Source organism: Nocardia carnea NBRC 14403 (assembly GCF_000308515.1).
Taxonomy (GTDB): Bacteria; Actinomycetota; Actinomycetes; order Mycobacteriales; family Mycobacteriaceae; genus Nocardia; species Nocardia carnea.
This window is the reverse complement of the sequence record NZ_BAFV01000025.1, coordinates 40,417-61,963: the sequence shown is the minus strand read 5'-3', so window position 1 is coordinate 61,963 and position 21,547 is coordinate 40,417. Positions and strand designations below refer to the sequence as shown.

The 21,547-nt window shown below is 67.8% G+C and carries 21 protein-coding genes; 10 read left to right on the top strand and 11 right to left on the bottom strand.

Features of this window, described 5'->3' with window-relative positions; genetic code table 11:
- The first annotated feature begins 280 nt into the window (after positions 1–280).
- Together ON22_RS09485 and ON22_RS09480 are read left to right on the top strand one after the other, a co-directional pair.
- Positions 281–2,065, top strand: a complete 1,785-nt coding sequence (locus tag ON22_RS09485; protein ID WP_033245129.1) for an ABC transporter substrate-binding protein/permease — start codon at positions 281–283, stop codon at positions 2,063–2,065.
- Between the two features lie 3 nt (positions 2,066–2,068).
- Complete coding sequence (locus tag ON22_RS09480) at positions 2,069–2,794, top strand: amino acid ABC transporter ATP-binding protein (RefSeq protein WP_033245128.1); 726 nt, start codon at positions 2,069–2,071, stop codon at positions 2,792–2,794.
- Positions 2,795–2,816: 22 nt separating this feature from the next.
- Here ON22_RS09480 and ON22_RS35570 read toward each other — a convergent pair whose 3' ends face one another.
- Entirely contained in the window at positions 2,817–2,984 is a 168-nt protein-coding gene (locus ON22_RS35570) for a DUF4236 domain-containing protein (protein ID WP_081595447.1), read from the bottom strand.
- A gap of 87 nt (positions 2,985–3,071) precedes the next feature.
- Between ON22_RS35570 and ON22_RS09475 the strand changes: the two genes are divergently transcribed.
- From ON22_RS09475 to ON22_RS09465, 3 genes are all read left to right on the top strand, one after another.
- Positions 3,072–3,686, top strand: a complete 615-nt coding sequence (locus ON22_RS09475) for a class I SAM-dependent methyltransferase (protein WP_033245439.1) — start codon at positions 3,072–3,074, stop codon at positions 3,684–3,686.
- Between the two features lie 97 nt (positions 3,687–3,783).
- Positions 3,784–4,293, top strand: a complete 510-nt coding sequence (locus tag ON22_RS09470; protein WP_086007695.1) for a YbaB/EbfC family nucleoid-associated protein — start codon at positions 3,784–3,786, stop codon at positions 4,291–4,293.
- Positions 4,290–4,607 (top strand): WXG100 family type VII secretion target, encoded by a 318-nt coding sequence (locus tag ON22_RS09465; protein WP_033245127.1) that lies wholly within the window; start codon positions 4,290–4,292, stop codon positions 4,605–4,607. Before ON22_RS09470 ends, ON22_RS09465 begins: the two co-directional genes overlap by 4 nt.
- Positions 4,608–4,779: 172 nt before the next feature.
- On the opposite strand, the gene dnaE is transcribed toward ON22_RS09465, so the two are convergent.
- Positions 4,780–8,325 carry a DNA polymerase III subunit alpha gene (gene dnaE, locus ON22_RS09460; RefSeq protein ID WP_033245126.1) on the bottom strand — a complete coding sequence of 1,182 codons (3,546 nt, stop codon included), beginning with the start codon at positions 8,323–8,325 and terminating at the stop codon, positions 4,780–4,782.
- A gap of 288 nt (positions 8,326–8,613) precedes the next feature.
- Here dnaE and ON22_RS09455 point away from each other — a divergent pair, with 288 nt between their 5' ends.
- Complete coding sequence (locus ON22_RS09455) at positions 8,614–9,063, top strand: hypothetical protein (RefSeq protein WP_033245125.1); 450 nt, start codon at positions 8,614–8,616, stop codon at positions 9,061–9,063.
- A gap of 246 nt (positions 9,064–9,309) precedes the next feature.
- Entirely contained in the window at positions 9,310–10,488 is a 1,179-nt protein-coding gene (locus ON22_RS09450) for a sensor histidine kinase (protein ID WP_033245124.1), read from the top strand.
- Positions 10,489–10,591: 103 nt separating this feature from the next.
- Here ON22_RS09450 and ON22_RS09445 read toward each other — a convergent pair whose 3' ends face one another.
- The 7 genes from ON22_RS09445 to ON22_RS09415 all read right to left on the bottom strand — a co-directional run bounded on the left by ON22_RS09445 (position 10,592) and on the right by ON22_RS09415 (position 17,319).
- Positions 10,592–12,223, bottom strand: a complete 1,632-nt coding sequence (locus ON22_RS09445; protein ID WP_033245123.1) for a monocarboxylic acid transporter — start codon at positions 12,221–12,223, stop codon at positions 10,592–10,594.
- Positions 12,220–12,573, bottom strand: coding sequence for a DUF485 domain-containing protein (locus ON22_RS09440; protein ID WP_033245122.1), 354 nt, complete (start codon positions 12,571–12,573; stop codon positions 12,220–12,222). The genes ON22_RS09445 and ON22_RS09440 overlap by 4 nt, the downstream gene beginning before the upstream one ends.
- A 247-nt stretch (positions 12,574–12,820) precedes the next feature.
- On the bottom strand, positions 12,821–14,572 hold the full coding sequence (locus ON22_RS09435) for a sodium/solute symporter (RefSeq protein ID WP_033245121.1): 1,752 nt from the start codon (positions 14,570–14,572) through the stop codon (positions 12,821–12,823).
- Between the two features lie 88 nt (positions 14,573–14,660).
- Entirely contained in the window at positions 14,661–15,029 is a 369-nt protein-coding gene (locus ON22_RS09430; protein WP_051157360.1) for a hypothetical protein, read from the bottom strand.
- Positions 15,026–15,766 (bottom strand): LytR/AlgR family response regulator transcription factor, encoded by a 741-nt coding sequence (locus ON22_RS09425; RefSeq protein WP_033245119.1) that lies wholly within the window; start codon positions 15,764–15,766, stop codon positions 15,026–15,028. The genes ON22_RS09430 and ON22_RS09425 overlap by 4 nt, the downstream gene beginning before the upstream one ends.
- Before the next feature lie 103 nt (positions 15,767–15,869).
- Positions 15,870–16,331 carry a VOC family protein gene (locus tag ON22_RS09420; RefSeq protein ID WP_033245118.1) on the bottom strand — a complete coding sequence of 154 codons (462 nt, stop codon included), beginning with the start codon at positions 16,329–16,331 and terminating at the stop codon, positions 15,870–15,872.
- 94 nt (positions 16,332–16,425) lie between these two features.
- The gene (locus ON22_RS09415; RefSeq protein WP_051157368.1) at positions 16,426–17,319 is read right to left on the bottom strand and encodes a hypothetical protein; all 894 of its coding nucleotides are present in this window, start codon (positions 17,317–17,319) and stop codon (positions 16,426–16,428) included.
- Positions 17,320–17,506: 187 nt separating this feature from the next.
- Between ON22_RS09415 and lspA the strand changes: the two genes are divergently transcribed.
- Genes lspA through ON22_RS09400 form a run of 3 tightly spaced genes read left to right on the top strand, consistent with a single transcriptional unit; the run spans position 17,507 to position 19,755 of the window.
- Positions 17,507–18,115: a signal peptidase II gene (gene lspA / locus ON22_RS09410; protein ID WP_051157367.1), complete on the top strand. Its 609-nt coding sequence runs from the start codon at positions 17,507–17,509 to the stop codon at positions 18,113–18,115.
- Positions 18,112–19,038 carry an RluA family pseudouridine synthase gene (locus ON22_RS09405; protein ID WP_033245117.1) on the top strand — a complete coding sequence of 309 codons (927 nt, stop codon included), beginning with the start codon at positions 18,112–18,114 and terminating at the stop codon, positions 19,036–19,038. Before lspA ends, ON22_RS09405 begins: the two co-directional genes overlap by 4 nt.
- Positions 19,039–19,044: 6 nt before the next feature.
- Positions 19,045–19,755, top strand: coding sequence for a hypothetical protein (locus tag ON22_RS09400; RefSeq protein WP_231508641.1), 711 nt, complete (start codon positions 19,045–19,047; stop codon positions 19,753–19,755).
- 1 nt (position 19,756) lies between these two features.
- On the opposite strand, the gene ON22_RS09395 is transcribed toward ON22_RS09400, so the two are convergent.
- Both ON22_RS09395 and ON22_RS09390 read right to left on the bottom strand, forming a co-directional pair.
- The gene (locus ON22_RS09395; RefSeq protein ID WP_033245116.1) at positions 19,757–20,575 is read right to left on the bottom strand and encodes a PhzF family phenazine biosynthesis protein; all 819 of its coding nucleotides are present in this window, start codon (positions 20,573–20,575) and stop codon (positions 19,757–19,759) included.
- A gap of 302 nt (positions 20,576–20,877) precedes the next feature.
- Positions 20,878–21,498 (bottom strand): GNAT family N-acetyltransferase, encoded by a 621-nt coding sequence (locus tag ON22_RS09390; RefSeq protein WP_033245115.1) that lies wholly within the window; start codon positions 21,496–21,498, stop codon positions 20,878–20,880.
- Positions 21,499–21,547: the final 49 nt, after the last annotated feature.

Genomic DNA, 21,547 nt, shown 5'->3' with positions numbered 1-21,547 from the left:
CGCCGGCGCGTCGGCAAGCACCGCGCACCGGGCTTTCCCCGTGGCTGTCCGCGGCGCCGGCCCGATCGAGCCCCGGGCGAGGCGATCCTGCGGTGTCCCGGGTGGCAGTCCGCCACAGGCGGTAACACCGGTCGGCGGCTATTCGGCTCGGGCTGAGCCGAATTCGCCGGCGGAGTCCGGAAATGCCTGTTCATCCGGCTACGGAGCACACAGGCACGGTCGTGGACATCCGACCAGGGGTGTCCGATCCCGCGAAGACCGGGGTTTAGGGTTGTCGATCATGGCCAGACTGTCCCGTGCGCTGCTCGCGGCGCTACTGCTCGCCGTCGCGCTGCTCGCGACGGCCTGCGGTGGCGGCGACGGCGGTGATAGCGCCGCCCGTGATCTGTGCGCCCCACCGGGGCCCGAGGCGGCGTCGGCGGCGCCGGAGAAACTGAGCGCGCCCGCCGGCGGATCCGAGGATCGGTTCACCACACCGTCCACCATCCCCGTCGAATCGGTGGACATCTCCCGGCTGGGCCTGATCGAGCCCGGGGTGCTGAGCGTGGGCACGCTGTCGGACGCGCCGCCGAGTATCTGCGTGAACTCGGCCGGTTCGTTCACCGGTTTCGACAACGAACTGCTGCGGGCAGTGGCGGCGAAACTCGGGCTGCAGGTGAAGTTCTCCGGAACCGAGTTCGCCGGTCTGCTGGCCCAGGTCGCCGGTCAACGTTTCGATGCCGGCTCGTCCAACATCACCACCACCGATGCGCGGCGCGAGCAGGTCGGTTTCACCAACGGCTACGACTTCGGCTACCACTCGCTGGTGGTGAAGGACGGGAGCCCGGTCGGCGGGTTCGACGATCTGGGACCGGGGTCGCGGGTCGCGGTGGTGCAGGGCACCGTCCAGGACGAGTACGTGGTGAACGAGCTGGGTCTGGACCCGGTCAAATTTCCCGACTACAACACCGCCTACGCGAATGTGAAAACCGGCCAGGTGGACGCCTGGATCGCCCCGTCCGCACAGGCCGACGGCGCGATCGCACCGGGGGATGCCACCTCGGTGGTGGAGAATTCGTTCAGCCTGGACAATTTCGCGGCCTGGGCGGTCGCGAAGAACAACCAGCCGCTGATCGACGCCCTCAATGCCGGCCTGGATGCGGTGATCGCCGACGGCACCTACGCCCGTCTGTACAGCGACTGGGTGCCCCGGGAACTGCCGCCCGGCTGGAAACCCGGGTCCGAGGCCGCGCCCGCACCGGACCTTCCGGATTTCGCGGCGCTCGCCGCGGAGCGCGAACCGCAGGAACGCACCGAACAGGCGCCGAAATCGACGCTGGAACAGTTGCGTGACACCTTCTTCGACTGGTCGCTGTACAAGCAGGCGTTCCCGGAGCTGTTCAAGACCGGGCTGCCCAACACCCTGATCCTCGCGGTCGTCTCCGGGATCCTGGGCACCGTCATCGGCATGCTGCTGGCGGTCGCAGGGATCGCCCGCACCCGCTGGCTGCGCTGGCCGGCCCGGATCTACACCGATATCTTCCGCGGGCTGCCCGCGGTGGTGATCATTCTGATCATCGGCCTCGGTATCGGACCGGTCGCGAGCGGGATCACCGGTAACAACCCCTACTGGCTGGGTGCGGTGGCGCTGGCCTTGCTCGCCTCGGCCTATATCGGCGAGATCTTCCGATCCGGTATCCAATCGGTGGAACCCGGCCAGCTGGAGGCGGCCCGCGCGATCGGCTTCGGTTACCGGCAGGCGATGACGCTGGTGGTGATCCCGCAGGGCGTACGCCGGGTACTGCCCGCGCTGATGAACCAGTTCATCGCCTTGATCAAGGATTCCTCGCTGATCTACTTCCTGGGCCTGCTGGCGACGCAGCGCGAACTGTTTGCGGTCGGCCGCGATCTGAACGCGCAGACCGGGAATCTGTCCCCGCTGGTCGCGGCCGGTCTCGTCTACCTGCTGCTGACCATTCCGCTGACCCATCTGGTGAACTACATCGACCACCGGATGCGCACCGGACGCCCCGACCAGCCGATCGACCCGGTCGAACAGCAGACCATCACGGAAGGGCGGGGATAGCCGATGAGTTCCTCACTGACCGGTACCGGATTGCATCTGCGGCTGGGTAACAACCAGATCCTGCGCGGCGTGGACATCCACGTGGACGCGGGCCGGACGACCACCGTGATCGGGCCCTCCGGATCGGGTAAATCCACCCTGCTGCGGGTCCTCAACCGGCTCTACGAACCGGATTCCGGCGATATCCTGCTCGACCGCAAATCCGTACTGGCCGAACATCCCGACCGCCTCCGCCAGCGCATCGGGATGGTGTTCCAGCAGTTCAACCTGTTCCCGCACCGGACGGTCGCCGACAATATCGCGCTGGGCCCGCGCAAACTACGCGGGCTGACCAAGGAGGAATCGCGCGCACTGGCCATGGAACAGCTCGAGGTGGTCGGCCTGGCCGGTAAAGCCGATTCCCGGCCCGCCAATCTCTCCGGCGGCCAGCAGCAGCGGGTGGCGATCGCGCGGGCGCTGGCCATGAAACCCGACATCATGTTCTTCGACGAGGCCACCTCGGCCCTGGACCCGGAACTGGTCAAAGGCATCCTGGCGGTGATGTCGGATCTGGCCGCGGGCGGGATGTCGATGATCGTGGTGACCCACGAAATGGGTTTCGCGCGCAGCGTTTCCGACCATGTGGTGTTCATGGACGCCGGCCAGGTCGTGGAATCCGGCCGGCCCGAAGCCCTGTTCGACGATGCCGAAACACCCCGGCTGCGCCGTTTCCTCGATCAGGTGCTGTAGGTGCTCGGCGTTCTGTAGGTACTCAGCGTTGCCGCCAGCTCAGCGGACCGGGTAGATCGACACTGTTCTTCTTCGTCCGGGAGTTCCACGACCACGGACCGATCTTTATCCCCCACGAGGACATACCCGACTGGGTGAAATTGAACTTCAGCGGTCCGAAGGATGTGCGTTTACGGAACCTGATGGGCATGACCGACCTCCCTGACTCGGCCCCAGGATAGCGGTTCCGGGTGTTCCCCCATGGCGTTCGATCACGCCGGGTGCCAGAGTGGAGAGCGTGGGAATCTACCGCGATCGTTTCGTACCTCGCCTGGTCAACGTCGCCTGCGGGATGAAAGCGAACGAGCCGCTGCGCGAGCGGGTGTGCTCGGGGCTGTCGGGCCGGGTGATCGAGCTCGGTTTCGGGTCCGGTCTGAACGTGCCGTACTACCCGGCGACGGTGACCTCGGTGAGCGCCGTCGAACCGGCCGACCTGGGGTGGAAGCTCGCGGCCGGACGGCTGGCGCAGGCCCGCGTACCGGTCGAACGGGCCGGCCTCGACGGTCAGCGACTACCGTTCCCCGAGAACAGTTTCGATACCGCGCTGTCGACCTGGACCATGTGCACCATCCCCGATATCGACGCCGCCCTCGCCGAGTTGCGCCGTGTCCTGGTGCCCGGCGGCACCCTGCATTTCGTCGAACACGGACTCGCCCCGGACCCGAAGGTCCAGCGCTGGCAGCACCGGCTCGACCCGCTCCAGCAGCGGATCGCCGGTGGCTGCCATCTGAACCGCGATATCGCCACCATCATCCGGGCCGGTGGTTTCGAGATCCGCGATCTGGATGTCTTCAAGGGACAGGGGCCCGCGTTCATCGACTCCCAATCGCTCGGAGTCGCCGCGGCGGCGTAATCGGGTGCGCGTCCTTCCCGGTCACCGGGAACCATAAGGTGATCGCATGCGTCGAAGGTAGAAAGAACCCGACGCGGGCAACGAGGAAGGGCGACCGATGGGTATCGATGATCGCGCGGCCACCCAGGCGGCCAGCGAGATCCTGCGGGACAGCGTGGACGAGCTCATGGCCACGTTCGAACGGCAGCGCGCGGAAATGGCGGAGGTCGGGCAGCGACTGGCGGCGACCACGGTGACGGCCTGGTCGGCGGACAATCTGGTCCGCGTCGACGCGAATACCGCCGGTGTCCCCGTGGATGTGCAGTTGACCTCGGAGGCATTCAAACGATCCACGCCCGAAAAGCTCGGGCGCTCGATCCTGGAGGCCGTACAGAGCGCCGCCCGGCAGGCCGCCGAGGTCTCTCAGCAGGCGTGGGCGCCGCTCACGGAGCTGGCCGACGATATCCCGGACCTGCCCGATATCGCCCCGGGCATGCCGAGTATCAAATCCGTGGTCGACAGCCTCTTCCCCGATCCGGTCACCGATCCCGTCCCGGCGGAACCGCTGAACGACGAGGACGAAGACGAGTACTTCCGTAATCGCGGCTACCTGGACGGTGCGAAATGAGCGAGATCAAGGTCGACGAAGAAGCTCTGCAGGCGGCGCGGCCCGCCATCTCCAGGGTGGCCGACCAGGTGGCCGATGCGGTGAACGCGGCGCTCGGGGTGATCAACGGCGAGGGCGAATGCTGGGGCGGCGACGAAATCGGCCAGAAGTTCGCCGAAACGTACAAGCCCGGCGCCGAGGAAGGACTCACCGGGCTGAACCTGCTCAACCAGGCGGTGAACGGGGTCGGTGACGGCGTCGGGGCCGTCGCGACGAATTTCGGCAACCAGGACGAAACCAACGCCGCCGCACTCAACGCCACCGCCCCGCAGTAATCCCTTCCGGAATCACGTTCGGATCAGCGCTACCGGTCAGGGGCGCAGCCCCACATTGCCTGCGAGGGCTCTGCCACTGCAGAGCCTCGAGACAGTGCGCTCCCGGTTCAGGTGCTGGGGCCGGGGTACCGTTGGACACGCCCGCTGTGTCCAGCACGAAACCCCGGCGCGGTCAGGTCAGGCAGCCGGGACCCAGTAGAGCTTTCAGGTCGCCCATGAGGGCCGACGACGGTTCGACCCGGAGGCTGTCGTCGAGTTTGAGCAGCGTGGTCTTTTCCCGGGCGCCCACATGCCGCACGTGCACATCGGAGGTGCCGGGGTGCCGGGAGAGCACCCGCTTCAACTCGCTGATCTTGTCCCGGGTGCACATCCGGGTGGAGATGGTCACTGCCAGCGGTTTCGCCACCCCGATCGCGGACAGGTCCGGGACGGCGAGATCGTTGGCGATGAGCGAGATTCGGTCGTCGCGCATGGAGACCCGGGCCTTCACCAGCACCACCGCGTCCTCCACCACGTCCATTCCGTAGACGGAGTAGGCCTGCGGGAAGAACAGCACCTCGATACCACCGGTGAGATCCTCGAGCTGCGCCGAGGCCCAGGCCAGGCCGTTCTTGTTGATCCGGCGGTTCACCGAGGCCAAGATGCCGCCGACGGTCACCTGGGTGCCGTCCTTGATATCGCCCTCGAGAATTGCCGGGATCTGGGTATCGGCCGCGGCGGCGAGCACATGGTCGATTCCGTTGAGCGGATGACCGGACACGTAGAGGCCGAGCATCTCCCGTTCCAGTGCGAGGCGGTGTTTGCTGTCCCATTCCTCGTCGGGCACCTTCACATCGAAGACCGAGGACATGGATTCCTCGCCCTCTTCGCCCATCCCACCGAAAAGGTCGAACTGGCCGATGGCCTCGGCCTTCTTGGTGGACATCACCGCGTCGATCGCATCGGAATGCACGAGCATGAGCCCCTTGCGGGGATGCCCCAGATCGTCGAAGGCACCGGCCTTGATCAGTGATTCGGTGACCTTCTTGGTGCAGGCCACGGCATCGATCTTGTTCAGGTAGTCGGAGAAATCGGTGAATTTCGATTTCTCCGCACGCGCCGAGATGATCGACGACACCACGTTGGTACCGACATTGCGGACCGCCCCCATACCGAAGCGGATGTCCTTGCCGACCGAGGTGAAGTTGTGCTCGGATTCGTTGACATCCGGCGGCAGCACCGTGATCCCGAGGCGCCGGCAATCCGCCAGGTAGACCGCGGCCTTGTCCTTGTCGTCACCGACGCTGGTGAGCAGCGCGGCCATGTACTCCGCGGGATAATTGGCCTTGAAGTAGGCCGTCCAGTACGACACCAGGCCGTAGGCGGCGGCATGCGATTTGTTGAACGCGTATCCGGCGAACGGGAGGATGGTGTCCCACAGCGCCTTGATGGCGGCCTTGGAGAAACCGTTCTCCTGCATACCTTTCTCGAACCCCTCGAATTCCTGCGCGAGGACCTCGGCCTTCTTCTTACCCATCGCGCGGCGCAGGATATCGGCTCGTCCGAGCGAGTACCCGGCCACTTTCTGGGCGACGTGCATGATCTGCTCTTGGTAGACGATCAGACCGTAGGTTTCGCCGAGGATCTCACTCAGCGGTTCCTCGAGCTCCGGGTGGATCGGTTTGACCTCTTGGCGCTTGTTCTTGCGGTCGGCGTAGTCGTTGTGCGCGTTCATGCCCATCGGGCCGGGGCGGTACAGCGCGCCGACGGCCACGATGTCCTCGAAGGCGTTGGGTTGCATCCGGCGCAGCAGATCGCGCATCGGCCCGCCGTCGAGCTGGAACACGCCCAGGGTGTCACCGCGGGCGAGCAGTTCGAAGGTTTTCGGATCGTCCAGCGGCAGCGAGTCCAGGTCGACATCGACACCGCGGTTGGATTTGGCGTTGTGGATCGCGTCGCCGAGCACCGTGAGGTTGCGCAGGCCCAGGAAGTCCATCTTCAGCAGGCCGATGGCCTCACAGGACGGATAGTCCCAGCCGGTGATGATGGCGCCGTCCTGAGCTCGCTTCCACACCGGGATGGCGTCGGTCAGCGGCTCCGACGACATGATCACCGCACAGGCGTGCACGCCCGCGTTGCGGATCAGGCCCTCCAGGCCCTTCGCGGTGTCGTAGATCTTGGCGATATCCGGATTGGACTCGATGAGCGTGCGGACCTCGGCGGCCTCTTTGTAGCGCTCGTGTTCGGGATCGGTGATCCCGGCAACCGAGATATCCTTGGCCATGATCGGCGGCGGTAGCGCCTTGGTGATCTGGTCGGCGATCGCGAAACCCGGCTGCCCGAACAGTACCCGGGCGGAATCCTTGATGGCCGCCTTGGTCTTGATGGTGCCGAAGGTGATCACCTGGGCGACCCGGTCGCTCCCCCACTTCTCGGTGGCGTAGCGCACCATCTCGCCGCGGCGGCGATCGTCGAAGTCGATATCGATATCGGGCATCGATACGCGCTCGGGGTTGAGGAACCGCTCGAACAGCAGACCGTGCGGCAGCGGGTCGATATTGGTGATCTTGAGCGCGTAGGCGACCAGCGAACCGGCCGCCGAACCACGGCCGGGACCGACCCGGATACCGACCTCGCGGGCATGGTTGATCAGATCGCCGACGACCAGGAAGTAGGCCGGGAAGCCCATCTCCAGGATGACGCCGATCTCGTATTCGGCCTGGTCGAGGTACTTCTGCGGGACACCGTCCGGGAAACGGTATTCCAGCCCGCGCGCGACCTCCTTGCGCAGCCACGATGCCTCGGTCTCGCCCTCGGGGACCGGGAATTTGGGCATCCGGTCGCGGTGGGTCCAGATCTCCTCGTAGGACTCGACGCGTTCGCCGATCAGCACCGTGTTGTCGCAGGCCCCGGGCACTTCGGCATCCCAGAGTTTCCGCATCTCCGCGGCCGACTTCAGGAAGTAGCCGCTACCGCCGAATTTGAACCGATTGGGATCCGACAGCGTCTTACCGGTCTGGATGCACAGCAGCGCTTCGTGATTGGTCGAATCGGATTCGTGCACGTAATGGCAGTCGTTGGTGGCCAGCGGCGGGATACCCAGCTTCTTGCCGATTTCGATCAGGCCGGAGCGAACCCGCGTCTCGATGGACAGGCCGTGGTCCATCAGCTCGAGGAAGAAGTTGTCCTTGCCGAAGATCTCCTGCCACTTCGCGGCAGCCTCGAGCGCCTCCCGCTCGTGCCCGAGCCGCAACCGGGTCTGTACCTCGCCGGACGGGCAGCCGGTGGTGGCGATGATGCCCTCGGCATACGTGGCGATGAGCTCCTCGTCCATCCGCGCCCATTTACCGAGCTGGCCCTCGATACTGGCCAGCGACGACAGCTTGAACAGGTTGCGCAGGCCGGTCGCGTTCTCGGCGACCATGGTCATATGGGTGTAGGCACCCGAGCCCGAGACATCATCGCTCTTCTGGCTCGGATCGCCCCACTGGATACGTTTGGTGTCGAACCGGGAACCGGGCGCGATATAGGCCTCGATCCCGATGATGGGTTTGATCCCGGCCTTCGTCGCCGAGTTGTAGAACTCCGCGGCACCGTACATATTGCCGTGGTCGGTCATCCCGACCGCGGTCATACCGAGGCGATCGGCCTCGGAGAACAGCGGCGAGATCTTGGCGGCACCGTCGAGCATCGAGTACTCGGTGTGGTTGTGCAGATGAACGAATCCGGACGAGGCCAAGATCTGTCCTTCCTCCCAGTGGCTCGGCGGGGGTTGGTGTAGCGAGTTTATGCGTACGCACCGACAGCCTCGCCCCCGGATCGGCGTGCCAGGCGGGAACCGGCGTGTCGCTTCCCCGGCGACCTTGCGGCGCCGCCGAATCGGCCACCGGCCGCGCCGGACGCTGGTAGGGTCGGGCCGCGTCACGATCGGATCAACCGGAGGTTCGGAGGTCCACCTGCACCACCACGGCCCGGACCCCCGCGGATCGACCCCGCAAAGCCCACGAACGACCCAGCGAGGTGAACGATGACAGCACGTATGACGGCGTTCGCCCTCCCGGCGGCCGCGACGGCGCTGACGGTGGGGGCGCTCACGGCCACCGCGGCACCCGCGGCGGCGGACGGCGGCTCGTTCCAGCCCGTCTATTCGCTCGCCCAGGGCGCCTGCGTCGCCCAGCTCGACGCTTCCGTCACCGGCGACGCCTATCCCGAGCACGCGGCTTTCACCGTCTCGACCATCATGTTCGGCGTCGGCTCGTGCACCCTGCCGGTAACCCTGAACTGGCGCAATCTCGATACCGGTGCCACCGGATCGGTCACGCAGACGGCGAACGGGCCCGGGCACTGGATGAACGACGGGCGCTCCGCGCTGTTCCACCCCGGCGTGGGCCGGTTCACCGCGACCATCACAGTCGGCGCGGCGCACGTACCCGAACCCGGTTCGGTGGACTTCACCGTCACCGAGTACCGGGGGTGAGCGGCGGCCCCCGATAGCGCGAAGCGCGCTGGTCACGACCGGCCCGGTACAGCCCGGGGTATCTCCCGGCCGGCCCCGCTCTCCCACGCACCGATCCCCCCGTCTGCCGACTCGCCGGCCCGGGCCGGTTATCGCCTCCGGAGAAGGTTTCCCGCAGCAATGGCGGTTGCTGCGGGAAGCGTGAGACGATGACCGGCCCCGGCCGGCGAGCCGGCGGATGGTCCGGAGGAGAGAAGGGGTCGCCGAATGGCCGCGACCGTCGTCGCGATCTGTGCTTCCGCGGCGCTGCTCGCGGTGGCGCTGCTGGTCTGGGCCCGGCCGAGACGGATGGTCACCACGCCCGCGGAACGCGCGGTGCACGCGGCACTGCACACTGCTTCGCTGGCGGCCCGGTCATTGCGTCGCGGTCTCACTGCCACCTCGGCGCTCGATGCCGTCCCGCATCTGCGGGCGCTCGTCGGCGCCGAAGGGCTCGGAGTGGCCGATCCCGACGGGGAACTCCTGGCATGGGACGGCGCGCAGCACGTCTCAGCGGATGAGTTCACCGCGGCCGTCCGCGAGGCCATCGCGGGGCAGCGGCCGGTACTCGTTCATCTGCCCGATCCCGAGCATCCGGGCCGCACCCTGGTGGCCCAGCCGCTGCTCACCGACAGCGACGCCGTGGCGGGAGCGCTGGGTATGGTCACCTCGGCCCGGCCCGGACCCGGTACCCTCGGCGCGCTGGCCGAGGTCGCCCGCTATGCATGCGGTCAGCTGGAACTGGCCGAACTCGACGCCTCCCGGGCCCGGCTGGATCGTGCGGAGGTGCGGGCGCTGCGAGCGCAGATCAGTCCGCATTTCATCTACAACGCACTCAACACCATCGCCTCGTTCGTGCGCACCGATCCCGGGCGGGCTCGCGAGCTCATCCTGGATTTCGCCGATTTCACCCGCTATTCGTTCCGGGTCGCCGGTGAATACACCGTGCTGGCCGATGAACTCAGCAATATCGAACGGTATCTGGAATTGGAACGCGCCCGGTTCGGGCCGGCGCTGCAGGTGCGGTTGCGGATCGCGCCGGAAGTGCTCGGTGTGACGCTGCCGTTTCTCGCGTTGCAACCGCTGGTGGAGAACGCAGTCCGGCACGGGCTGGCCGGCCGGCCCGGGGGTGGCACGGTGACCATCGAAGCGCTCGACGCCGGTACCGACTGCCTGATCAGCGTGGAGGACGACGGTGCCGGAATGGACCCGGAGGTTTTACGGTCCGGGACGCTGGATGCCGCCGGCGACGTACGCGAGGCACCGCATATCGGGCTGGCCAATGTGGACGATCGGTTACGCGCGGCGTTCGGCAACGACTACGGGCTGGTGGTGGATACGGCGCCGGGGGCGGGCACGAAGGTGAGTATGCGGGTGCCGAAATTCCGGGCCGGAATCCGGCCCTGAGCACAGGAGGAGGCCGGGCCCCGTTCACCCTCACAGAACGGGGTCCGGCCCTCGCTGCCGGGAATCGCCCGGATGCCGCCGACACGGCATCCGGGTCCCGGTATCAGTGCGCGACGGCCTTTTCTGCGCCGACGCCGGTCAGTGCCCTGACCTCCATTTCCGCGGCCTTGGCCGGATCCTCGTCGTTACCGCCCAGATAGGTGCCCACCACGCCGAGCACGAAGGCCAGCGGGATGGAGACGATGCCCGGGTTCGACAGCGGGAACCAGTCGAAATCCATACTCGGGAGCATGGCGCTCGCCGAGCCGGAGACGGCCGGGGAGAACACGATGAGCACGATGGTGGAGATCAGCCCGCCGTACATGCTGAACAGTGCGCCCCGGGTGTTGAAACGGCGCCAGAACAGCGAGTACAGGATGGTCGGCAGATTGGCCGAGGCCGCGACCGCGAACGCCAGCGCCACCAGGAACGCGATGTTCTGCCCGTTGGCCAGGATGCCCAGCCCGATGGCGAGTACGCCGATCACCACGGCGGTGATCCGGGAGACCCGCACCTGGGCGTTGTCGTCCACCTTTCCGCGGCGGATCACATTGGCGTAGATATCGTGCGCGAACGAGGCCGAGGCGGTGATGGTGAGTCCGGCGACCACCGCGAGGATGGTCGCGAAGGCCACCGCCGAGATCACGCCGAGCAGGATCACCCCACCCAGTTCGAAGGCCAGCAGCGGAGCCGCCGCATTCTGCCCACCGGCCGCTGACAGAATGCGGTCGGGGCCGACCAGGGCCGCCGCACCGTAGCCCAGAACGAGGGTGAACAGGTAGAAGGCGCCGATCAGGCCGATCGCCCAGACCACCGAGCGGCGTGCCTCTTTCGCGGTCGGCACCGTGTAGAAACGCATCAGCACATGCGGCAGGCCCGCGGTACCGAGTACCAGAGCCAGACCCAGCGACAAGAAGTTCAGTTTCGACATTTCGCTGCCGCCGTATTGCGCGCCGGGCGCCAGGACATCACGCGCGGCGACCTTCGAGTCGGTGGATCCGGTGATCGCACTCTGGGCCCCGCTCAGGATGTCGGACGGGTTGAATCCGAATTTCGCCAGCACCATCACGGTCATCACGGCCGCGCCCGCGATCAGCAGGACCGCCTTGATGATCTGCACCCAGGTGGTGCCCTTCATCCCGCCGACCAGTACGTAGACGATCATCAGCACACCGACCACGGCGATCACCAAGGCCTGCCCGGCCTCGCTCGATACGTTCAGCAACAGCGCCACCAGACCGCCCGCACCGGCCATCTGCGCGAGCAGATAGAACAGCGATACCGCCAGCGTCGTGATCGCGGCCGCGGTGCGCACCGGGCGCTGCTGCAGCCGGAAGCTCAGCACATCGGCCATCGTGAATTTGCCGGTGTTGCGCAGCATTTCGGCCACCAGCAGCAGGGCCACCAGCCAGGCCACCAAGAAGCCGATCGAGTACAGGAATCCGTCGTACCCGTAGACGGCTATGGCGCCGGCAATCCCCAGGAAGCTTGCGGCGGACAGATAGTCGCCGGCGATGGCGACCCCGTTCTGCGGGCCGGTGAATCCGCGGCCGCCGGTGAAATAGTCGGTGGCGCCGGAGGTGTTGCGGCCGGCCCAGAACACCACGATCATCGTGACAACGACGAACAGGGCGAAGATGCCGATATTGGCCGCGGGGTTGCCGACCGCGCCGTCGGCGGCGTAGAGCGTGGTCACGACCCGCTTCCTTCCAGTTCGGCGCGCAGCGCAGCGGCGCGCGGGTCCAGTTCCCGATTGGCGAACCGGACGTAGAGACCGGTGATGAGGAAGGTCGAGACGAACTGTCCCAGGCCGAGCAGCAGCCCGATATTGACCTCACCGAAAACCTCGGTGCCCATGAAATCGTGCGCGTAGGCGCCGAGCAGCACATAGCCGAGGTACCAGAGCAGGAACAAGGCGGTCATGGGGAAAATGAAGCGGCGCAGCCGATTACGGAGTTCGGTGAACTCCGGGCTGGCTTGTACTGCGACGAAATCGGGGGGCGCCGTGGGCTGCCCGCCGCTGTCGTCGAGATCCGTATCGGTCATGCTGCATCTCTCTCTGCATGCCCGAGGGGCCCTACGTGGTTACGCAGGCTGCCGCCTCCGGGCCCTGACTCGGTCATGCATGGTCCTCGCAATGTGATGTGTGTTACCTGAACTGAAGCTAGCGAGCTCGGTCCGGCCGCAACAGATGTGATCGCGGTCACTCGGCGAAGGTAGGCGACTGTGCGGTGAATGGTCGCTGTGACGCGATGAGCGGTCGGGTCCGAAACCCGGATCGACCCGCGGCGGTTCAGCGATCCGAGCGCGTTCCCGGCTCACGGTCGGCGCCCATACCGAGCCGTTCCGGCGCGTGCATCCGGACGAAAACCCGGCCCAGCTCCGCGGGTTTCGCGGTGAACCGGCTGACCAGCACCATCGTCCCGAACGACAGCGGTACCGCGACCGCCGCGGGATACCCGAATATCGCGGCGGGCCAGCCGCCGGCCAGTTCCGGGGAAACACCGCCGAATACCGAGACCACCGTCGCACCGCCCGCCACGACACCTCCGACCACCAGCCCCGCCACCGCACCCGCCGCGGTGAGCCCACGCCACCAGATCCCCAGCACCAGCAGCGGGCACAGGGTGGAGGCCGCGAGCGAGAAGGCCAGCCCCACGGTGCGCGACAGGTCGAGTGAAACAACCGACAGCGATAACGCCAGCGGAACCGCCCCCGCAGCCAGCGCCGCCAGCCGGAAATCCCGGATCCGCCCGCGCAGCACATCCGTGCTCAGCACCCCCGCGATGCTCACCACCAGCCCCGAGGAGGTCGACAGGAACGCGGCCATCGCCCCCGCCGCGACCAGAGCGGCCAGCAACTGCCCCGGCAATCCGGCCAGCGCCGAGGACGGCAGCAGCAGAACCGCGGCGTCGGAGGTCCCGGTGATCAGCAACTGCGGTACGTAGAGGCGCGCGAACACCCCGAGCAGCACCGGAAACAGGTAGAACACCCCGACCATCGCGATCACCGTCAGCGCGGTGGCACGCGCGGCCCGGCCGTCACGATTGGTGTAGAAGCGGACCAGGACGTGCGGAAGACCCATGGTGCCCAGGAAGGTCGCGATCATCAGCGAGTACACCTGGTACTGCGGATGGGGTCCGGCGAAACCCCCACCCGGCCGCAACCAGTGCGCCCCATCGGCCGGCGCACCCGCCACCACCGGCACCGCCGATCCCGGTTCGAGGACGAGCCGGGTATCGCGCGCCAGCTCATGGGTGCCCGCGGTGAGCAGCACCGGCCCGTCCACCGGACGGGCATCGAGTTCCCCGTGTACCGAAACCCACTGCGGCGCCGGTAACTGCACCAGTACCGGGGTCGTCACCTCCACGGTGGTGCGTTCGGTCACCGTCGGCGGGGCCGCCGCGCCGATCTCGCGTTCCTCCGCACCGCTACCGAAGAAATGCCCCAGCAGAACGAGAGCGGGTAACGCGACCGCGGTCAGCTTCAGCCAGTACTGGAACGCCTGGACGAGGGTGATCGAACGCATTCCGCCGCCGACCACATTCGCCACCACGATCCCGGCGACCGCCACCGCCCCGACCCACCCCGGTACCCCGAGCAGAATGCGCAGGGTCAAACCGGCGCCCTGGAATTGCGGGATCACATAGACCGCGCACACCAGCACCACCACCAGGGCGGCGAACCGGCGGGCCCGGGGCGACCCCAGCCGGAACTCGGCGAAATCCGGGACGGTGTAGGCGCCGGACCGGCGCAGCGGCGCGGCCACGAACAGCAGTAATGCCAGATAGCCCGCCGTGAACCCCACCGGATACCACAGGGCATCGGCACCGAACTTGGCGATCAACCCCGCCACACCGAGAAAGGACGCGGCCGAAAGGTACTCGCCCGAGACCGCGGCGGCATTCCACCGGGGCCCGACACTGCGCGAGGCCACCAGGAAATCGGAGGTGGTGCGGGCCCAGCGGACCCCGTACACGCCGAGGGTCACCGTCGCGACCGCCGCCGCCAGCAACGCGGCCACAGTGAGCCCGGACGAGTTCACCGCTGCTCCCCCACGCGCAGGGTGCCGGGATATCCGGCGTGCCGGTGGATATCCCGGGCGCCACCAGCAGTCGTCGTTGCAGGCACCGTCAATCCCGGGTGAGTTCGAGGAAATCGTGCTCGTTGCGTTCGGCGAGCCGCACATAGATCCGGCCGGTCAGCCACAGCAGCGGATACGCCGCCCCGCCCAGCAGCAGCCACGGCAACCGGATCCCGAGTACCACCGTCTCGGCGATCGCGGTCACCCGGAACAGCAGTGGCAGTGCCGCAAGAAGCAGCGCCATCACCAGCGCACAACTCGAGGCCAGCCCGAGTTGCGCGCGGATCAGGCCGCCGATCAGCGCCGCCCCGATCTCGGTCTGCTCGGCGACCTCCACCCGCGTGCGCACCCGCCGCGCACCGCGGCGTTCGGCGAGTACCACCCGCTCGCGCGGGCCTCTGGGCGGCGGGCCGATCATCGCCGGTCCGGGTGCGGGCCCTGTACCAGCCGCTGTTTGAGTTCGCGGACCTGCCGCCGGCTCACCGGGAGCTCCACCTGCGCGGCGCCGCGCAGGCAGACCCGGGTCGCGGCGCCGACCGTGCGCAGGCCGGTGACCCGGTCCAGTGCCACCAGATACGAACGGTGCACACGCAGGAAGCCGTCCCGCCAGCGGTCCTGCAATGCCGATAGCGGGATCCGCACCAGATGCGAACCGGTATCGGTATGCAGCCGTGCGTAGTCGCCCTCGGCCTCCACCCAGCTCACCTGCGACCGGTGTACCAGTGTGGTCACGCCACCGAGTTCCACCGGGATCACCTCGTTGTTACCGGCCGGCGCGGGCTCCGGACCGGTACGGGCGCGCCGGTCGGCGACCCGCCGCAATGCCGCGCCGAGTCGAACCTGTCGCACCGGTTTGAGCAGGTAGTCCACCGCGCCGAGGTCGAAGGCCGCCACCGCGTGGTCTTCATGGGCGGTGACGAAGACAACGGCCGGCGGATCGGCGAATTCGGCGAGCACCCCCGCCAGTTCCATACCGTCCAGGCCCGGCATATTGATATCGAGGAACACCACATCGGCACCGTGCGCGCGCAGTATCCGCAACGCGCCGGTCGCATCGGCGGCGCCGTGGAGTTCGGTCACCGCGGGTTCGGCGCGGAGGAGATACAGCAGCTCGTCCAGCGCCGGCGGCTCGTCGTCCACGGCCAGAACCCGCATCCGCCCGACCTTTCCTGCGACATCGACCCGATCATGGTAATCATCGGTGCCGAGCGGCGGTGGCCGGTCCGGTTATCCCGGCGAGAACGGGGTGCAGCCGGGGTCAGGAACCGAGCTGGTCCATACGCCGCTGCATTTCTTCCGGCTCGATATCTTCCACATGAGTGGCGACCGTCCACTGATGTCCCCACGGGTCGACGAACGAACCGGTGCGGTCGCCGTAGAACTGGGTCTCCGGGGCGCTGATCTCGGTGGCCCCACCCGCCAGCGCGACAGCGTAGGCGGCATCCATATCCGCGACGTACACGTACAGGTTGACCGGCGTACCGCCGATCGAATGCGGATCGCGGAAGGCCATATCGGGCGCCGGATCGCCGAGCATCAGCACGGAGTTGCCGATGAGCAGCTCGCAGTGCATCACCGTGCCGTCCGGCCCGGGGATGCGCATCCGCTCGGTGGCGCCGAAGACACGTTTGTAGAATTCGACCGCATCGGCGGCGCCGGCGATCGCCAGCCCGGGCGAAATGGTCGGATAACCTTCGGGGATCGGGGAGACATCAGACATCACAAGACCTCCGGTCTCGGATCGAATTGTCGGATACTGCGAGCTTAGGCCCCCGCCGCACCGATCGCCGGTGTCCGACACAACCCGGCCAGGATCAGTCGCCCCAGCTCACGTTCGTCTCGATGACCTGCCGCAGTTCGGTCGCGTTCTGCGGGTTGCGGTAGAACTGGTGCCCGCCGATGGTGATCGATCCGGCGACCGGAAGCGGCAGCCCCAGATCGACGGTGATCTCGCCGCTGCCCTGCATCGTGTAGTCCTCGATATCGAGGGTGCCGGCCGCGTTCGGCAGATCCCAGGTACTCGATTGTGGTGTCTGGGTGACGTCGAGCCGGATGGACAGCCGGCCCCCGTCCCGGTCCACGAGCGTGGCCGTGGTGACCTGATCCAGATCGACCCCGCCGCCGACCGTCTGCCGTACCTGCCATACCGCGCCCACCCCGACCGGTTCGTCGGGGAATGTGATGGACCGGTACACCGCTTGGTAGAAGGCCTGTTCCAATGCGACCCGCGCCGAGTTCGACGTTTCCGGCGAGGGCGCCAGCCGCAGCGCGGTGATACCGCCGAGTTCGCTCATCTCCAGCCCGGCATGCGAGCCGTCGGCCGCGGTCAGCGCCTCCGACAGCGCCGGATCGGGGGTGGTGACCTCGCCGAGGGTCAGAGCCACCCCGTCGGAGTCCGCGGTGGCTGTCATCGGGATGGTGAGCGCGGGACTGGAGAAGTCGCGGACCTGCTGGGCGTCGATCTGCTGCTGGATATGGTGGTCGGTGCGCAGGGTGACCGCTTGGATCGTGCCGTCGTAATAGGAGGGGCGCAGTAGCGTCCGGGGCTCGCTACCGGGATCCACCATGTTCACCTGCGCCGCGGCGATCGGCACCGTGACCTCGTTACCGATACCGAGGGGTTCGGTACCGTCCGCCTCGGCTGCCGATTCTCTCGTATCGCTGCAACCGGCGCCGAAGGTGGTCAGTCCCAGCGCAAGAACCAGCATCAGCACTCTGGACCGCGTCTGGCGGACCGAAGGAAGCGAACACAACACCGTCACGCCCGACAGCCTACGAGGCGTTCCTGAGGAAGGGCTGGGACGTTCACAGCCACTGTTCCGGGAAACACCGGTGGATGGACCGTATGCACACGTCCGGGTGCCCACGTGCCGGGCCGTGCTGCCTCGAGAGATGATGGGCGGTGTGACTGAGGACCCGACGCGCGAGCAGGACCCCGACCGCCCGAGCGGGGACGGACAACAGCCCCGCCAGCGGCTGCCGCTCCTGCTGACCATAGCGGTGACCCTGTTCACGCTGGATCTCATCACGAAAGTCGTGGTCGTCGCGCAGATCCAGCCCGGCGAACGGATCCCGTTGATCGGGGATTTCGTCCAGCTCGTCCTGGTACGCAATCCGGGCGCCGCGTTCTCGATGGCCACCGGGATGACCTGGCTGCTGACGCTCATCGCGGCGGCAGTCGTGATCGGTGTCCTGCGGATCGGCCGCACCCTGCGTTCGCCGCTGTGGGCGATCGGCCTCGGCGGAGTACTGGGCGGCGCGTTCGGCAACCTGATGGACCGGTTGTTCCGGGCGCCGGGCCCGATGCAGGGGCATGTGGTCGACTTCTTCTCGGTCGGCTCCTTCCCGGTGTTCAATGTGGCCGATTCCTCGATCGTCTGCGGTGCCATCCTGCTGGTGGTGCTGACGGTGTTCGGTTTCGAACCCGACGGCACCCGCTACCACCGCAACGCCTCCGCCGCCGGCACCCCGGCCGCCCGCACCGGCGAGGACAATGCCGCATGAGGGAGACCAGGACCATGCCCGTCCCCGACGGGCTCGACGGAATGCGGGTGGACGCCGGACTGGCGCGTTTGCTGGGCCTGTCCCGGACGGCGGTGGCCGCCCTCGCCGAGGAAGGGTCGGTACAGCTCGACGGTGTGGCCGCCGGAAAATCCGATCGGCTCATCGCCGGCGCCTGGCTGGAAGTCGTGTTTCCCGAACCCCGCCGCGAGCTGACCATCGAGGCCGAGCCGGTGGAGGGCATGAAAATCCTCTACGCCGACGACGATATCGTCGCCGTCGACAAACCGGTCGGCGTGGCCGCCCACGCCGGCGTCGGCTGGACCGGGCCCACTGTGGTGGGTGGCCTGGCCGCGGCCGGGTACCGGATCTCCACCTCCGGCGCCCACGAACGGCAGGGCATCGTGCACCGGCTCGATGTCGGCACCTCGGGGGTGATGGTGGTCGCGCAGTCCGAGCACGCCTACACCGTGCTCAAACGCGCCTTCAAACAGCGCACCGTGGACAAGCGCTATCACGCACTGGTGCAGGGCCATCCCGATCCCAGCAGCGGCACCATCGACGCACCCATCGGCCGCGCCCGCGGCGGCGAATGGAAATTCGCGGTGACCTCCGACGGCCGGCCCAGCGTCACCCACTACGACACCGTGGAGGCGTTCCAGGCCGCCAGCCTGCTCGATATCCATCTGGAAACGGGCCGCACCCACCAGATCAGGGTGCATTTCTCGGCGATCCGGCATCCCTGCTGCGGCGATCTCACCTATGGCGCGGACCCCCGGCTGGCCGAACGGCTCGGGCTGCAACGGCAATGGCTGCATGCCCGGGCACTGGGCTTCCAGCATCCGGCCGACGGCCGCTACCTGGAGATCACCAGCGACTACCCCGACGACCTCGCCGGGGCATTGCGGACCCTGCGCGAGGCCTGACCCGCCGTGCCCGCCGACCTGGACCCCGCGGCACCGCAGCCCGCACGCGACCGCAGCCGGCTGCGGGCCCTGGGTTTCGGTGCGGCGGCCGCGGTATGCGCGGCGGTCGTCGTGGCGCTCGGTATCACGAACCCGCCCGCGCCGGACGGCATCTCCACCGACCGGCTCGGCCCCGATACCGGGGAAACGATCGCGGAATATCTCGACCGGGCCCGCGATTCGCTGTCCGGCACCGACGACGGTGACCGCTGGGCGCTGGTGTCGTTCGCCGACTACGGGCCCGCCGCCGCGCTCCCCGGCCTGTCGAGCGGTGTGCGGATGAGCCAGGCGCTGTATCAGGTGCCGCTCCCCCGGGTGGCGACCCCGCTGGTGGCGGTACAGGTTCCCGCGAACGCGACAGCGCTGACACGGTCCGGTACGGACGCGGCCTGGCAGCTGACCGACCGCCGCCCTTATACCGCCGACGGCACCCGCGGCGCCCAGGTCCTGGATGTATCCATCGCCCGGCTGCGTGCCGGCTGTGCCTGCTCACCCGGACTGGTTGTCCGGGCGCCGCTGTCCCGGTTACGCGAACTGGCGGGCCGGCCCGGGATCCGCGCGGTCCAGGCGCTCCCGGTGGATGCCGTCGCCGAACGGTTCGCGGTGGCACCCCTGCTCCCGGACAGCGCGGACCCGGTCGCCCCGCGGCCCGACGACGGACCCGTCCCGGCGGGCTGATTCAGAAATCCAGGCTCACCACACCGTCGAGATACCGGCGGCACCGGCCGCTCAGCAGTACCCGGTCACCGGCCAGTTCGACCCCTAGCGTGCCGCCCCGCCGGGACAGCTGCCGCGCGACCATCCGCCGCCGCCCGAATTCGGCGCTCCACAGCGGCGCGAGCTGCGCATGCGCAGAACCGGTCACCGGATCTTCCGGTACCCCTGCCCCAGGTGCGAAGAACCGCGATACGAAGTCCACCTCGTCACCGGGCGCTGTCACGGTCACACCGCGGGGCAGCGACGGGAAGGCGCTCAGCGCCGGCGCCAGATCCCGGACCTGCCGCTCGGACTCCACCACCAGCACCACATCCGTTCCCGTGAACGCGCGCACCGGTTCCACGCCGAGCGCGGCCACCAGCGCCGGATCGGGATCGGCCGGTGCGGACCCGACGACGGGCAGGTCCAGGATGTAGACATCATCGTCCGTGCGGTCGACTCGCAGCCAGCCGCTGTGGGTGAAAAAGCTGACCTGGTCCTCTCCCGGCGCGATATCGGTGAGGATCTGCGCGGCACTTGCCAGGGTCGCGTGCCCGCACATCGCCACTTCCACTGCCGGGGTGAACCAGCGCAGATGGTAGGCGGGTCCGTCGCCGGGCGGCGGTCCCGCCTCCGGAGGCAAGCGCGAGGTGTAGAAGGCGGTCTCGGCGAGGTTGTTCTCCTCGGCCAGCTGTTGCAGCACGCTATCGGGTAACCAATCCGGTAACGGCATGACCGCGGCCGGATTCCCGGAGAACGGTGCGTCGGCGAACGCGTCGATCTGGTGCAGCAGAACCTCCATGCCATGAAGGTACTCCAGCCGTGAATAAGCGCCCTGCACAAGCCATCTGGGCCACTATGGACGCGACTCCCGCCCCGGTCGGGCCACGGATCGCCCGGTCGGGCCGGGGTGTCGCGAGCAACCTCCGTGTCCCGCCACCACGGGTTCGGCGGCGACCCGCCCCCGGCGCGAAATACGGCGCGGACAGCGCCCGGCCCTCTCCCTGGCGGAACCATCGGAGTTCGCTGCCCGGACCTGAACATCGGCGAAGCTCCGGGCAGCGGGTTTCGGCGTAGGCCCACCGGCCGACGAGGTCCGGTTGCTCAGGCTCCGGTTCGCGGCGCGCGCCACATCGGCCACAGGTCCGGCCCGTCGGGGATGCTGATCGTGCCGGTCACCTCGAAGCCGAACCGTTCGTAGTAGCCGATATTCGCCTCTTTACTCGATTCGAGATAGGCCGGTACGCCCTCGCGGTCGCAATGTTCGAGCCGCCTGTTCATCAGGGCCCGCCCGTACCCGCCGCCGCGTTGCGCCGGGTCTGTGCCGATGGTCGCGAGATACCAGTGCGGTTCCTCCGGGTGCGCGGCGGTCATGAGGTCCACCAACTGCTTCCCGGCCCGCATCCGGCTGCCGAACGCCCGCACCATCTGCGGAAGCATCCGCACCTCGGTGAACGGCGGTGTTTTCCACCGGCCGGGTGGATCCCACAGCGCGGCACCGGCGACCTCGCCCGCCGAGTCCGCGGCGATATCCACACCGCCGGACGCGAAATGCTGATGTCTGGTCTGGGCGTCGAACAGCCGCTCCAGGCCCTTCTCCCGCCGCCGCGGATCCGGCAACATCCACTCCATCACCGGGTCGTCCCGGAAGGCAGCGGCCAGCGTCCGCGCCAACGCCGCGATTTCGTCGCGGCGCGCCGGACGTACCTCGAACTCGGTCGGCATTGCGGTGTCCTATCTCTCGTCGAAACTTCCCGGCCCGTCCCGGCTCGGC